10 protein-coding genes are annotated in these 13,662 nt (G+C 69.0%); 8 read left to right on the top strand and 2 right to left on the bottom strand.

The features are described 5' to 3' along the window. The first annotated feature begins 8 nt into the window (after window positions 1-8). The 4 genes from mftD to C7H75_RS18865 are packed head-to-tail and all read left to right on the top strand — an operon-like array spanning window position 9 to window position 5,924. Window positions 9-1,187: a pre-mycofactocin synthase MftD gene (mftD, locus tag C7H75_RS18880; protein WP_005518307.1), complete on the top strand. Its 1,179-nt coding sequence runs from the start codon at window positions 9-11 to the stop codon at window positions 1,185-1,187. Window positions 1,188-1,199: 12 nt separating this feature from the next. Then, the gene (locus C7H75_RS18875) at window positions 1,200-3,131 is read left to right on the top strand and encodes a mycofactocin system FadH/OYE family oxidoreductase 1 (RefSeq protein ID WP_106851690.1); all 1,932 of its coding nucleotides are present in this window, start codon (window positions 1,200-1,202) and stop codon (window positions 3,129-3,131) included. A 9-nt stretch (window positions 3,132-3,140) separates the two neighbouring features. Then, window positions 3,141-3,953, top strand: a complete 813-nt coding sequence (locus C7H75_RS18870; protein ID WP_005518310.1) for a mycofactocin-coupled SDR family oxidoreductase — start codon at window positions 3,141-3,143, stop codon at window positions 3,951-3,953. Window positions 3,954-3,965: 12 nt separating this feature from the next. Then, window positions 3,966-5,924 carry a mycofactocin system FadH/OYE family oxidoreductase 2 gene (locus C7H75_RS18865; protein WP_084847540.1) on the top strand — a complete coding sequence of 653 codons (1,959 nt, stop codon included), beginning with the start codon at window positions 3,966-3,968 and terminating at the stop codon, window positions 5,922-5,924. Between the two features lie 27 nt (window positions 5,925-5,951). On the opposite strand, the gene C7H75_RS18860 is transcribed toward C7H75_RS18865, so the two are convergent. Further along, on the bottom strand, window positions 5,952-7,253 hold the full coding sequence (locus C7H75_RS18860; protein WP_106851689.1) for an HNH endonuclease signature motif containing protein: 1,302 nt from the start codon (window positions 7,251-7,253) through the stop codon (window positions 5,952-5,954). 70 nt (window positions 7,254-7,323) lie between these two features. On the opposite strand from C7H75_RS18860, the gene C7H75_RS18855 reads away from it, so the two are divergent. From C7H75_RS18855 to mftG, 4 genes are all read left to right on the top strand, one after another. After that, a complete protein-coding gene (locus C7H75_RS18855) occupies window positions 7,324-8,175 on the top strand; it encodes a DUF1707 SHOCT-like domain-containing protein (RefSeq protein ID WP_084847538.1) in 852 nt (283 codons plus the stop codon). 29 nt (window positions 8,176-8,204) lie between these two features. Continuing rightward, window positions 8,205-8,897: a mycofactocin biosynthesis peptidyl-dipeptidase MftE gene (gene mftE, locus C7H75_RS18850; RefSeq protein ID WP_084847537.1), complete on the top strand. Its 693-nt coding sequence runs from the start codon at window positions 8,205-8,207 to the stop codon at window positions 8,895-8,897. A 73-nt stretch (window positions 8,898-8,970) separates the two neighbouring features. Further along, window positions 8,971-10,368, top strand: a complete 1,398-nt coding sequence (gene mftF / locus C7H75_RS18845) for a mycofactocin biosynthesis glycosyltransferase MftF (RefSeq protein WP_005518319.1) — start codon at window positions 8,971-8,973, stop codon at window positions 10,366-10,368. A gap of 2 nt (window positions 10,369-10,370) precedes the next feature. After that, window positions 10,371-11,852, top strand: coding sequence for a mycofactocin dehydrogenase MftG (gene mftG / locus C7H75_RS18840; protein WP_084847536.1), 1,482 nt, complete (start codon window positions 10,371-10,373; stop codon window positions 11,850-11,852). 1 nt (window position 11,853) lies between these two features. Here mftG and C7H75_RS18835 read toward each other — a convergent pair whose 3' ends face one another. Beyond that, window positions 11,854-13,476 carry an acyl-CoA synthetase gene (locus tag C7H75_RS18835; protein ID WP_037086075.1) on the bottom strand — a complete coding sequence of 541 codons (1,623 nt, stop codon included), beginning with the start codon at window positions 13,474-13,476 and terminating at the stop codon, window positions 11,854-11,856. Window positions 13,477-13,662 lie beyond the last annotated feature (186 nt).

The following is a 13,662-nucleotide window of genomic DNA, read 5'->3' as shown; positions in this document are numbered from 1 at the left end:
GTTTTTCAATGGCCAAGAACACGTGGTTCGAGACGGTTGCCGAGGCGCAACGGCGCGCGAAGAAGCGTCTGCCCAAGTCGGTGTATGCGGCACTGGTTGCCGGCTCCGAGAAGGGGCTGACCGTCGACGACAACATCGCGGCCTTCTCCGAGCTCGGCTTCGCCCCGCACGTGGCCGGGCTGTCCGGGGAGCGTGATCTGTCGACCACCGTGATGGGCCAGCCCATTTCGATGCCCGTGATGATCTCGCCGACGGGTGTGCAGGCCGTGCATCCGGACGGCGAGGTCGCGGTCGCCCGCGCCGCGGCGGCACGCGGCACCGCGATCGGCCTCAGCTCCTTCGCGAGCAAGTCCATCGAAGAGGTCGCGGCAGCCAATCCGCAGACCTTCTTCCAGATGTACTGGGTCGGCGATCGCGACACGCTGCTCCAGCGCATGGAGCGGGCTCGCGCCGCGGGTGCGACCGGTCTGATCATCACGCTGGACTGGTCGTTCTCCAACGGCCGCGACTGGGGCAGCCCGTCGATCCCGGAGAAGATGGATCTCAAGGCGATGTTCCAGTTCGCGCCGGAGGGCATCACCCGCCCGAAGTGGCTGTGGGAGTTCGCAAAGACCGGCAAGGTCCCGGACCTGACGACGCCGAACCTGGCGGCGCCGGGCCAGCAGCCGCCCACGTTCTTCGGGGCGTACGGCCAGTGGATGGGCACGCCGCTGCCCACGTGGGAGGACGTCGCCTGGCTGCGTGAGCAGTGGGGCGGACCGTTCATGCTCAAGGGCGTCATGCGGGTCGACGACGCCAAGCGGGCACTCGACGCCGGTTGCTCCGCGATCTCGGTGTCGAACCACGGCGGCAACAACCTCGACGGCACCCCCGCTCCGATCCGGGCGCTGCCGGCGATCGCCGAGGCGGTCGGTGATCAGCTCGAGGTCGTGCTCGACGGCGGCATCCGCCGCGGCAGCGACGTCGTCAAGGCGCTCGCCCTCGGCGCCCGCGCCGTCATGATCGGGCGTGCCTACCTCTGGGGTCTGTCGGCCAACGGCCAGGCAGGTGTCGAGAACGTCCTCGACATCCTCCGCGGGGGCATCGACTCGGCGGTTCTCGGCTTGGGCCACAAGTCGATTCACGACCTGAGCCCGAACGACCTCGTGGTCCCCGAGGGCTTCCGCCGCGATCTCGGCGTCGGCTAGAACACCGCGCGCGTGCGCGGCAGCCTCACCGAACCGTTCACCCTGGCCGGGCGCATCGCCCCGGCCAGGGTGCTCTTCGGTCCGCACGAGACCAATCTGGGCGACGCCCGCGCACTGTCCGCTCGGCACGTCGCGTACTACGAACGTCGTGCCCGCGGCGGCGCCGGACTGATCGTCACCGAGACCGCGTCTGTTCACCGGAGTGACTGGCCGTACGAACGGTCCCCGCTGGCCGCGGACTGCGAGCCGGGTTGGCGTGCGGTGGCGGACGCGTGCCGCCCGCACGGGACGCTCGTGCTCGCGGGTCTCGGGCACACCGGGCTGCAGGGGTCGAGTGCGTGGTCGCAGTCGGCGTTGTGGGCGCCGTCTCGCTTCCCGGACCCGGTGTCGCGGGAGCTGCCGATGGAGATGGAGCCCGGCGAGATCGCCGCGCTCGTCGAGGGTTTCGGTCGGGCTGCCCGGCTCGCGGTGGCCGCGGGCGTAGACGGTGTCGAGCTCGACGCCGGCCCGTCCTCTCTTCTGCGCCAGTTTCATTCGGGGCTGACGAACCGGCGCACCGACGGCTACGGCGTCGATCGGCTGCACCTCACGCGTGAGGTGCTCGCTGCGGTCCGGGCGGAACTCGGTGACCGCATCCTGTCGCTGCGGCTCAGCTGCGACGAGCAGGCGCCGTGGGCAGGCATCACCCCGGACGACGCGGCGAACCACGTCGCTGAGTTGGCCGAGTCGCTGGACCTGCTCGTGGTGGTCCGGGGCGGGCCGTACTCCACCGCCGCCTATCGGCCGGACGGCCACACCGCGCCCGGGTTCAATCTCGGGCTGTGCAGATCGATGCGTGCTGCCGCGGGCGGCCGGGTTCCGGTGGTGTTGCAGGGCAGCGTCGTAGACGCGGCGCAGGCGCAGCGGGCGCTCGACGACGGCGTCGCGGATCTCGTCGAGATGACGCGCGCCCAGATTGCCGAGCCGGACCTCGTGTCGCGGGTGCGGGCCGGGTCGGCCCCGCGGCCGTGCGTGCTGTGCAACCAGACCTGCCTGGTCCGGGATCCTCGCAACCCGGTGGTGACGTGCATCGGTAACCCGACGGCCGGATTCGAGACTGTCGATCCGGAACCGGTCGCAGTGGCCGGCCCCGCCTCCGCGCAGGTCGTGGGCGGAGGACCTGCCGGGCTCGAAGCGGCGCGCGTGCTCGCGTCGCGGGGCTTGCGGGTGACGTTGACGGAGCGCACCACTCGGCTCGGTGGGATGCTCCGCACCGCCGCAGCTGGACCGGGCCGGACACGACTGTCGATGCTCGCCGATTGGCTCGAGGCGGAGTGCCGTCGACTGGGTGTGGAGATCAGGACGGCCGCCGAGATCGAGCCGGACGATGTCGCGGACGGGCGGAGCGGAGACGGGGCGCTGATCGTCGCGACCGGGAGCAGGCCCCGCCCGGCACCGTGCCCCGTGGATGCCGCGATGCGCGTGCTCACCGCGGCCGAGGTGCTGTCCGGTTCCAGGGTGGATGCGGGGCCGGTCGTCGTGTTCGACCCGGTCGGCGGCCCGGTGGCGGTGTCCGTCGCACTGCTGCTGGCGGACCGCGGGGTGGACGTCACGATCGCGACGCCCGACCAGTTGGTCGGATCGAGACTCGGGCCGACGGGAGATCTGGTGGCTGCGAACAAACGCCTGCGGGACGCCGGTGTGACGGCGCTTCTTGCGGTTCTCCCGATGGCCGGGACAGCGGGAGAAGTGCTGCTGCAGAACCGCTTCACGGGTGTCCGCTTCGGCGTACCGTGCTCGGTACTGGTCGACTGTTCGCTTCCGTTGCCGAACGAGTGGTCGGCCGTGGGCGAGGGTGCGGTGAGGGTCGGCGACTGTGTCGCCCCCCGCACCGTCCTCGAAGCGGTCCGCGAGGGAAGACTCGCGGCAATGTCCATGTCGCAGTACGAGGTAGTCACGGGTTAGGAGATCACGGTGGGACAGTTCGACGGCAAGGTCGCCTTCATCACGGGCGCGGCGCGTGGGCAGGGACGCACGCACGCGGTGCGGTTGGCGCGCGAGGGCGCGGCGATCATCGCGGTGGACGTCTGCAAGAGCGTCACCGACCACAACACCTACGACGCCGCGACGGCCGACGACTTCGCGGAGACCGTTCGACTCGTCGAGGCCGAGGGCGCCAAGATCTACGCCCGCGAGGCGGACGTCCGCGACAGCGCGGCGCTGAAGGCCGTCGTCGACGCGGGTGTGGAACAGTTCGGCCGGCTCGACATCGTGATCGCCAATGCCGGTATCTGCAACTGGAATCGCTTCTGGGAGATGTCCGACGACCAGTGGGAGACGCTGATCGACATCAACCTCACCGGCGCCTTCAAGACCCTCAAGGCCGCAGTGCCGGCCATGATCGAGGCCGGCAACGGTGGCTCGATCATCGTCGTCAGTTCGGTTGCCGGCATCAAGGCGCTGCCCGGCCAGGCGCACTACGCGGCGTCGAAGTTCGGTCTCGTCGGTCTCACGCAGGCCGCGGCGAAGGAACTCGGCGAGTACAAGATCCGCGTCAACTCGATCCATCCGTACGGCGTCAACACGCACATGGGCACCGACCCGGGCAGCCTCGTCATCCTCCAGCAGTACCCGCACTACGGCCCGAACTTCGCGCCGATCCTCACCGAGAAGCCCATCGCCGATCCCGACGACATCTCGGATGCGGTGCTGTGGCTGGCCGGTGACGGCGCCAAGACGGTGACGGCCAGCCAGGTCGCACTGGACCAGGGCAACACGAAGGTCTGACGCGACCGATCCATGCTGTATCCACGGTTGTCGTCCCCGCTTCGCCTCGGCGGGCGGACCCTGCGTAATCGGGTCGTGTTCACCGCGCACCTGACGAACTACGCGCACGGGGGTCTGCCCACCGAACAGCACGCCGCGTACTACGCGGCCCGTGCCGCCGGCGGAGCGGGGATGATCATCACCGAGGAACAGTGTGTCCATCCGTCGGACTGGCCGTACGAGAAAGTGATTCACGGCTATCGCCCGGAGGCGGTGGACGGGTACCGGGCGATCACCGACGCTGTGCACGGTCACGGCGCGGTGATCCTCGCGCAGCTCAACCACAACGGCGGGCAGGGGTCGGGCATGTATTCGCGCCGACCGCTGTGGGCGCCGAGCCCCGTTCCGGATCCCTTGTTCCGGGAGGTGCCCAAGGCGGTCGACGCGGCGGAGATCGCGGAGCTGGTGGCCGCCTACGCCGTCGTCGCCGGCCGTTGCCGCGACGGCGGATTCGACGGCGTCGAACTGCAGGGCTCGCAGTCGTCGCTCATCCGGGGGTTCCTGTCCTCGGCCACGAACCGGCGGAGCGATCGTTACGGCGGATCCCTCGAGAACCGCGCCCGGTTCCTCGTCGAGGTGATTGCCGCCGTCCGAGCCGCGATCGGTCCGAATCTGGTGCTCGGTGTGCGTCTTTCGGGCGACGAGCAGGTGCCCGGCGGGACAGTGCTCGACGAGGCCGTCGCGGTGGCCCGGATCGTGGAGGCCTCGGGGGCCGTCGACTACATCAACACCACGATGGGCGTGGCGACCGAGACGCTGCACCTGGTGGAGCCGTCCATGGCGACTCCCCGCGGCTACGCGCTGCACATCTCGGAGGCGATTCGGGCAGCGGTGGCGCTGCCGGTGATCGGCGTGGGCCGGCTGAAAGAACCGGCCGAGGCCGAACGCGCGCTCACCGACGGGCGGTGCGATCTCGTCGGTATCACTCGCGGGCAGATCGCCGACCCCGATTTCGCGACGAAGGCGCTGCGCGGCGCCGCGGACGAGATCCGCACCTGCCTGTCGTGCAATCAGGAGTGTGTGGGACGCATGGGGCTGGGTCGTTGGCTCGGTTGCGTCGAGAATCCCCGTGCCGGAAAGGAATCGGTTCCGCTGCCCGATCCGCGGGTGACCGGCAGACGGGTGGCGGTGGTCGGGGGCGGGCCGGCGGGGCTGTCGGCGGCGGCGACCGCGGCTGAGCGCGGGCATCGGGTGACACTGTTCGAACGCTCGCCTGTCGTGGGTGGTCAGATCCGGGTCGCGTCGTCTGCAGCGGGGCGCGGCGAGCTGGGTGATCTCGTACGGAATCTCGAGGGTGAATGCGTGCGTCGCGGGGTGCGGATCGAGACCGGTGTCGAGATGAGCGCGGAGCAGTTGCGGGCGCTGGCCCCGGACGTGGTGGTGGTCGCGACGGGGGCGCGTCCGGTTCGCCCGTGGTGGGCGGGGGAGTGCGCTCGTGTGGTCCATGCCCGGGGCGTGCTGGACGAAAGTGTGACCCCGGCCGGGCGAGTTCTCGTGGTGGACGAGCTGGGTTTCCATCAGGGGCCGTCCGTGGCGGAGACGTTGGCTGCTCGCGGTTGTGCCGTGACCATCTGTACGCCGGGAATGATCGTCGGCCAGGACCTGGGTGTCACACTCGACATGGAGCGATGGCAGCAGCGAGCGCACCGTGCAGGCATCGAGCAGTGGACCGATGTGGCGGTGAGCGGTGTCGCCGATGCGGCGGGCCGTCTGCGGGTCACCCTGGACAACCACCTCTCCGGTGTCACTCTGACCGAGGCGTTCGACTGGCTGGTGTGCGCGAGTCACCAGGAACCCTGTGACGAGTTGTGGAAAGTACTGACACACAGTGGCTCCACTCCGTTCGAGGTGTATCGGATCGGTGACGCCGTGACGCCGCGCCGCTCGCATGCCGCGGTGATCGAGGGGCATCGGGTGGCGGTGTCGCTGTAGCAACGACGACGCCCCCGACACAGTGTCCTACGCTGCGTGTGGTCCTGCCCGCCTATTGGCTGGGATGGGTTTCTTGTAGGGGTCGACGGTGCTGGGTGGTGTGAACCACGGGTGCCGGTCGGCGCCGATTCTCACGTCCCAGTGACTGTGGTGGAGGAGTTGGTGGTGGTAGCTGCAGAGTAGGACGAGGTTGTCGAGGTCGGTGGGGCCGCCGTCGGCCCAGTGCTTGATGTGGTGGCCTTCGCAGTGGGCGGGTGGTGTGCCGCAGCCGGGAAAAGCGCAGCCGTGATCGCGGGCGATCAACGCTCGACGCTGTTTCTTCGACACCGTCCGGCTGCTGCGGCCGAGATTCAGGGGGACGCCGTCGTCCATGACGATGGGGGTGAGGTGACAGTCGCACGCGATCCGGCGTGCGGTCGCGATGGACAGCGGCCCGGTGTGGGGCAGGCGTGCGATGTCTTTGTCGCCGAACAGGTCCGACCCGCCGTCTGGATTCACCCACTCGTGAGCCGACTTGCTGCGGGCGAGATCGGCGGCGTTCACGTGTAGTGACAGGTGGGGTCGCTCGCCGCCCTCGATCGGGGCGTCGCCGGAGTCGAGGTAGCGGCGCAGGATTTCGGCGAACGCGTCCGCGCGCTGCCGTGCCGGGGGGCGTTTCTCGGCGGGGTCGTCGAGAAGATTCCTCGGTTTGGTCAACGCCGAGAGTGCCGTCAGGAGCATTTCGCCGGTGACGGCGTCGAGGTCACCCTTGACCGAGACCCGTCCGTTCAGAGTTTTCGAGGCGTGGAACTCGTTGCGCTCGGTGTCTTCGCTGGGTGGGAGTTCGTCGGATTCGAAGATCCGCTCCAACCGCGAGATGCAGGTGCGGACCGTCGTGGTGGTGGCGGTGGGTCCGGTGGCGCTGTCCAGCAACACTTTCCGGCACGAATCCAACGCTTCGTTCGGCATGCCGCGCGGCGGGGTCTCGCAGAACTTCCCGATCAACGCCGCGTGCTCGGCCGATACATCGCCGGCATTGAAGGCGTCGGCGATCTCGGGCTGCCGGGCGAGCATCCTGCCCAATGCGAGGATCCGTGCCGCGGCCGGCACTTCCAACAGTGAGTTCGCAGCCAGCCACTGCTTGACGCTACGAAATCCGAGGGTGTCGAACGAGACTGCGCGCGCATCGACTTCGGCGGCCATCGCTACCCGCAACGCTTGGAGCCGTTCGATCTCACGGCACACGTCGGCCATGCCCTGCACAAGGGCCGCTTCGGCGAGCGATCCCACGTCGCCAGGCCGCAGCGAAGCGACTGCGATGCCCGAATTGTTGAGTCCCCCCGGATTCATGACCCGAGCGTAGTTCGAATATATGTTCGAGTCAATGGGTATCGAGTACGCCACGCAGTAGGGTCTGGGCGTGCCGGACCCTCGATCTGACAAGACCCGGGCGCGCGACGTCGATCGCGCGCAGACGTGCAGCCTGCTCGACGCCGCATATGCGGACGGTCAGCTGGGTGTCGAAGAGCACGAGTCCCGTACTGCGGCAGCGATGCGCGCGACGACGCTCGGCGCGCTTCGGGCGCTGACCAAGGACTTGCAGGTACCCGATCATCTTGTCGGTGACGGGACCGGCGGTGAGTCCGAGACTGAATCCGACTCCGGCTCGCCGCGGTCGCGCCACCTCCTTGTGGTCCTCGCTGCGGTGGTCGTCGTGGCGTTGATCGTGGTCGGCCTGGTCCAGGTGATGTCCGCCGGGGGCTCCAATGGCCCTGCCGCCTCCTCCGAATCGAGCGCCGACGACCACTCGGCCGAGTCGATCGCTCTGTTCACCGCCGACGGCATGCGCGAGTTCGTGCGCCGCTTCGAGTCGAAGTTCGGCAATTTGGTCGCCGACGATGTCGATCTGTACCGCGATGACGCGGTGGTTGCGAAGATGATCCCCCGGCAGCCGACCCGGATGCAGCGGTGGATGTTCACGGGCGCTGCCGGATTCGAGCCGTGGACGCCGCCCACGATGCGGGACGAGGACCAAGATACGGTCGACCTCGCGCTACTCGACAGCGAGTCCATCGCCGATCTGGTCGGGCGCGCTACCGGCCTCGTGGGTCTGCCCAGCGGCCACGTCGATCGGGTCGCCATCCGCGCCCTTCGCTCGCCGTCGGGTGTCGCCGAGCCGCAGGTCACGGTCTACGTCGTGGACGCCGACGTCGCCAAGGGGAACGTGACGGCGACATTTGCCGGCGAGGTCGTCGAGGTGCAGGGCCCGTGAGCGGCGGGAGGCCGCTCTACCATCGACCGATGGACCTCGCCCGCACCCCGTGGCCCGATGTGCCGCGCGACGACCTCACCGTCGCGGTCCCGGTCGGATCGTTCGAGCAGCACGGCCCGCACCTGCCGCTGGACACCGACACGCGCATCGCGACCGCTCTCACCGGCGCTGTCGCCGGCGCGCTCACCGGCGTCGTGAAGGCGCCTGCCATCACGTACGGGGCGAGTGGCGAGCACGAGGGCTTCGCCGGGACGATCTCGATCGGCACCGAGGCGCTCGAGGCGCTGCTCGTCGAGTGCGGCCGCTCGGCGTGTCGGTGGGCCCGGCGTGTCGTGTTCGTCAACGGCCACGGCGGGAACGGCCCGGCGTTGGTGAAGGCCGTCGAACTCCTTCGCTACGAGGGCCGCGACGCGGCCTGGTTGCCGTGCGCGGTACCGGGTGCCGACGCGCACGCCGGACGCACCGAAACATCCCTGCTGCTGCATCTTTCACCCGCTGACGTGGCGATGGACCGCGCCGAGCCCGGCAACACCGCGCCCATCGCGGACCTCATGCCGCAACTGCGGTCGGGTGGCATGCTCGCGGCGACCCCCAACGGCATCCTCGGCGATCCCACCGGGGCCACCGCAGAGGAGGGGGAACGACTGTTCGCAGACCTCGTTCGCCGGGCCGGAAAGGCGATCGAGAACTGGGCGCCACGGCCCGACGGGAGGCTGGTGTGACTGGTGTGGCGGTTTGTCCTGGTTTTTCGCGGCAAGTTCTGCTCGTGACTGCACCGCCCCTTAACATCGTCTGATGCGCAATGCTCGACTCCCCGACGGGTTCGGGGTCCGCCTCGATCCCCAGGTACGCGCCTATTCGGGAGGCCGGGTACTGATCGGCGGGTCACCGATGCGGATGCTCAAGCTGGCACCGGCGGCGGCCGAGATGATCGGCGACGGCTACCTCGAGGTCGTGGACTCGCAGACCGCTGTGGTGGCGCGTCGCCTGCTGGACTCGGGCGTCGGGAACCCGCGCCCCATGAGTACGCCGTCGCCGAGTGACGTGACGGTCGTCGTGCCGATCCGCGACAACGTCGACGGCATCGCGCGCCTGGTGCCGGCGCTGCGGGGGTTGAACGTCATCGTCGTCGACGACGGTTCCGCCACGCCCCTCGAGCTTCCGGATCTGTCCGGGTGCACCGCCCACGTGACGCTGCTGCGGCACGACGCCTCGCGCGGCCCGGCCGCTGCCCGCAACACGGGACTGCATGCGGCGCAAACACCTTTCGTCGCCTTCCTGGACTCGGACGTCGTACCGAAGACCGGGTGGCTCGAACTGATGCTCGGGCATTTCAGCGACCCCGCGGTGGCACTGGTGGCGCCGCGCATCGTGGCCCTCGAACCCGAGGGTTCGATGCTCGCCCGGTACGAGCACACGCGCTCTTCACTGGACCTGGGCCGCAAGGAGGCCGCGGTCCGCTCCGGCAGCCCGGTGGCGTACGTGCCGAGCGCCGCGATGCTCGTGCGCCGCGACGTCCTGGTGGAGGCCGGTGGATTCGACGAGACCATGCACGTCGCGGAGGACGTCGATCTGTGCTGGCGTCTGCAGGAGTCGGGTTGGCGATTGCGGTACGAACCGGTGTCTCAGGTAGCGCACGACCACCGCGTCACCTTCCGGAAGTGGTTTTCCCGCAAGCTCTTCTACGGCACCGGTGCGGCCCCGCTGGCGTCACGGCACGACGGCATGGTCCCGCCGCTGGCGATGTCGAAATGGACGCTGTTCGCCGTGCTCGCGGCGGCGACGGGAACGCGTATCGGCCTGCTCGGCAGCCTCGCGACCCTGCTCGTGACTGCGACGCGACTGCGGCGCACGTTTCGTGAGCTCGACCAGCCGACACGGATCGCAGCGATCCTCGCAGCTCGCGGCTTTGCCGGTGGCGCATGGCAACTCGCGTCCGCGATGTGCCGTCACTACTGGCCGGTGACGTTCCTGGCGGTTCTGTGTTCGCCGCGCATTCGGCGCCTGGCCGTGGCGGTGGCCGTCGCCGAGGGCGTCGTCGACTGGGTGAAGCATCGTGAGCCGGGTGGTTTGGACCCGCTGCGGCACACGGCATTCAAGCGACTCGACGACGTCGCGTACGGCGCGGGCCTGTGGCAGGGCGCGGTTCGTGCCCGGGACCTGCGAGCACTCGCTCCCCGTATCGGCAGCTGACGGTGAGTCGGGACCAGCCGCATCCGTCCGAGTCCGCCGATGTCGTCGTCATCGGCGGCGGCTCGTGCGGCAGCGTTCTCGCCGGACGGCTCAGTGAGGATCCGAGCCGTCGGGTGCTGCTCGTCGAATCCGCTCCCGGACATCGGATTCCCTCGGAATATCCCCCCGAGCTCGTCGACGCCGGGGTGCTGCCGGTGGGGCCCGACAGTCGTTGGGTGTGGCCGTACCAGGTGAACCTCACCAGCGAACGGTCCGGGTGGATCGCTCGCGGCCGGGTCCTCGGTGGTTCGGGGGCCGTCAACGGTGGGTACTTCGTGCGCGCGCAGACGGACGACTTCGATCACTGGCCGCGGTCGTGGTCCTTCGACGAGGTGCTGCCGTACTACAAACGCATCGAATCCGACGCGGACTTCACCGGACCGTGGCACGGCTCGGACGGGCCGATCCCGGTGCATCGGGAACCTCGTGATCGCTGGCACCCGGTGAGCAGCGCCTTCGTGGACGTTGCCCGCGACGCGGGGCACGCCGAGGATCCGGACAAGAATGCGCCCGGTTCGCACGGCGTCGGCCCGGTGCCGCTCAACATCCGGGACGGCGTGAGGGTGGGTCCGGCGTCGGCCTACCTCCTGCCGAACCTGGGGCGCCCCAACCTCACGGTGCGCTCCGGCGCAACGGTCACCAAGGTGCTGTTCGACGGCACCCGCGTGGCCGGCCTCGAGATCGCGACGGAAGAGGGGCTGCACACCATCCGTGCGTCGACGGTCGTCCTCACTGCCGGCGCAGTGGCGACCCCGCACCTGCTGATGCTGTCCGGGGTCGGCGACGCCCGACACCTCCGAGATCTCGGCATCGAGGTGGTCGCGGACCTGCCGGCGGTGGGGTCCGGTTTCAGTGACCATCCCGAGGTGGTGCTGCCGTACAGCTACCGGGTGCCGGTGCCCAGGACCACGAGTGTGCCTGCCCTGCAGGTGACCCTCAACGCCGACGGCATCGAAATGCGCCCGTACACAGCGTCGTTCGGTGACCTCATACCCGGATCCGGGATCGGTCGGCCGTGCCTGGGTGTGGTGCTGATGAAGCCGCACAGCCGCGGTGAGATCAGACTGGTCTCGGCCGATCCGGGCGCCCCGCCCTCGGTGTCGTACCGCTACCTCGAGTCGGCGGCGGATCGGGACGCGCTGCGGGCCGCGGTGCTCCATGCCGCCGACCTGATGCGCACCGGTGCGATGCGTGCCCTCGTCGATCCCGACGACGTCGACACGTCGGACGAGTGGTTGTCGGATCACCTCGGCACGTCGTTGCACCTGTCGGGCAGTTGCCGGATGGGGGCCGACCCGGCGACGTCGGTGGTGGACGAGGAGTGCCGCGTCCACGGTGTCGACGGACTGTTCATCGTCGACACGTCGATCTTCCCCGCGATCCCGGGCCGGGGCCCGCACGCCACCGCCGTGATGGTGGCGGAGCGTGCGAGCACCCTCCTGTGAATCAGCTCGAGACGGCGTCCGATGCGGCGACGTCGGTGGCCCAGCGGTAGTCGGCCTTGCCGGCCGGTGTGCGCTTGACCTCGTCGACGACAACGAACGCGCGCGGCACCTTGTAGCCCGCGAGTGTCTTGCGGCAGTGGTCCTGGACGGCGTCGAGGGTCAGCTCGTCGGAGCCGGGGTACACCGCGACGACGGCGGCGACGCGCTGCCCCATCCGCTCGTCCGGCACCGGTACGACGAGGGCGTCGGAGATCGACGGATGTGCGTGCAGTGCCGCCTCGACCTCCTCCGCGAAGACCTTCTCGCCGCCGGTGTTGATGCACTGCGAACCGCGGCCGAGGAAGACGATGGTGCCGTCCGCCTCGATCGTGCCCATGTCGCCGAGCACCGAGATGCGGGTGCCGTCGGCGCGGGTGGGGAAGGTGCGGGCGGTCTTCTCCTCGTCCTTGTAGTAACCGAGGGGAACGTTGCCGATGCGCGCGATGTACCCGATCTCGTCGGAGCCCGCGGGAATCTGCTCGAGACGTTCGTTCACCAGGATCAGGTTGGGGGAGGGGGGCATGCGCAGGTTGCCGTTGTCGTCGATCGTGAACGCGCCGTCGTTGCCGGACTCCGACGCACCGAAGTTGTCGCGCAGCAACAGTTCCGGTTTGACGGCCAGCATCCGCTCGCGCACGCTCAGTGACCAGATCGCGCCGCCCGAGGTGATCGAGAACAGCGAGCTGAGGTCGACCTCGCCCTTGCGGCGTTCCATCTCGTCGACCAGCGGCAGCCCCATGCCGTCACCGACGATCAGGATCACCTGCAGCTTCTCCTTCTCGATGCCTTCGACGACCTTGACGGGATCGAAGTCGCGCATCACCACGAGGCGGGCCCCGAGGGTGAAGAAGGTGAACAGCGAGTACGACGCGGCGCCGTGCATGAGCGGCGCCGCGATCAGGAACGTCATGTCGGGGAACTCCTTGGCGGCGGCCGCGATCTCCGCGAGATCCTTGCGGGCTTCCGCGCCGTAGGGGTTGCCGCCCGACAGCGGCTTGTGGAAGAAGTCGTCGTGGCGCCACATGACGCCCTTCGGATAGCCGGTGGTGCCGCCCGTGTAGAGGACGTACAGGTCGTCACCAGACCGGGCGGGGAAGTCGGTGGCGTCCGAGTGCGCCTGCGAGTCACTGAACGGCAGCACCGTCACGGACCGTGCCTCGGCCGCGGTGAGCAGCTCCTGCTCGGGTTCGCCGACGACGATCACCGTCCGGACCAACGGGCAGTTGTCGAGGAGGCCGGCGAGGGTGCGCTGGTGCTCGGGAAGTTCGACGACCACCGCGACCGAGTCCGAGTTGGTGAAGATGTACTCGAGCTCGGACGGGGTGTACCGGTAGTTCACGTTGATCGGGACCGCGCGGATCTTGAGGATCCCCAGGAGCGACGTCACGTGCTCGATGCTGTTCTTCAGGAAGAGCGCCACGTGCTCGCCCGGTGCCACCCCGGCCTCGGCCAGGAAGTGTGCAACCTTGTTCGCTTCCGCGTTCAGGCTCTTGTACGACAGGTGCTGGCCTTCGTACGTCAGCGCGATGCGGTCGGGCACGGCGTCCGCGACGGTCTCGAAGATATCGGCCAGGTTGAACTGCATCGGCATTCCTTCCAGAGCAACGAATCATCCGGTGGAACGTGTTCCACCTCTGGTCCGCACACTAGCCAGTCGGATGCCGGTTTCGTGACGAAATCGGACATCCTCCGTCGCGCGGAGGCGAAGTGTGCTGTTGCTCCGAAGTGGCGCCGTCGCCCAGTTGTGACCACTTCTACGTCGTAATCGCAA

Source organism: Rhodococcus (subgen. Prescottella) equi, assembly GCF_003013675.1.
GTDB classification, from domain to species: domain Bacteria; phylum Actinomycetota; class Actinomycetes; order Mycobacteriales; family Mycobacteriaceae; genus Prescottella; species Prescottella equi.
This window is presented reverse-complemented; position numbering and strand designations above follow the sequence as displayed.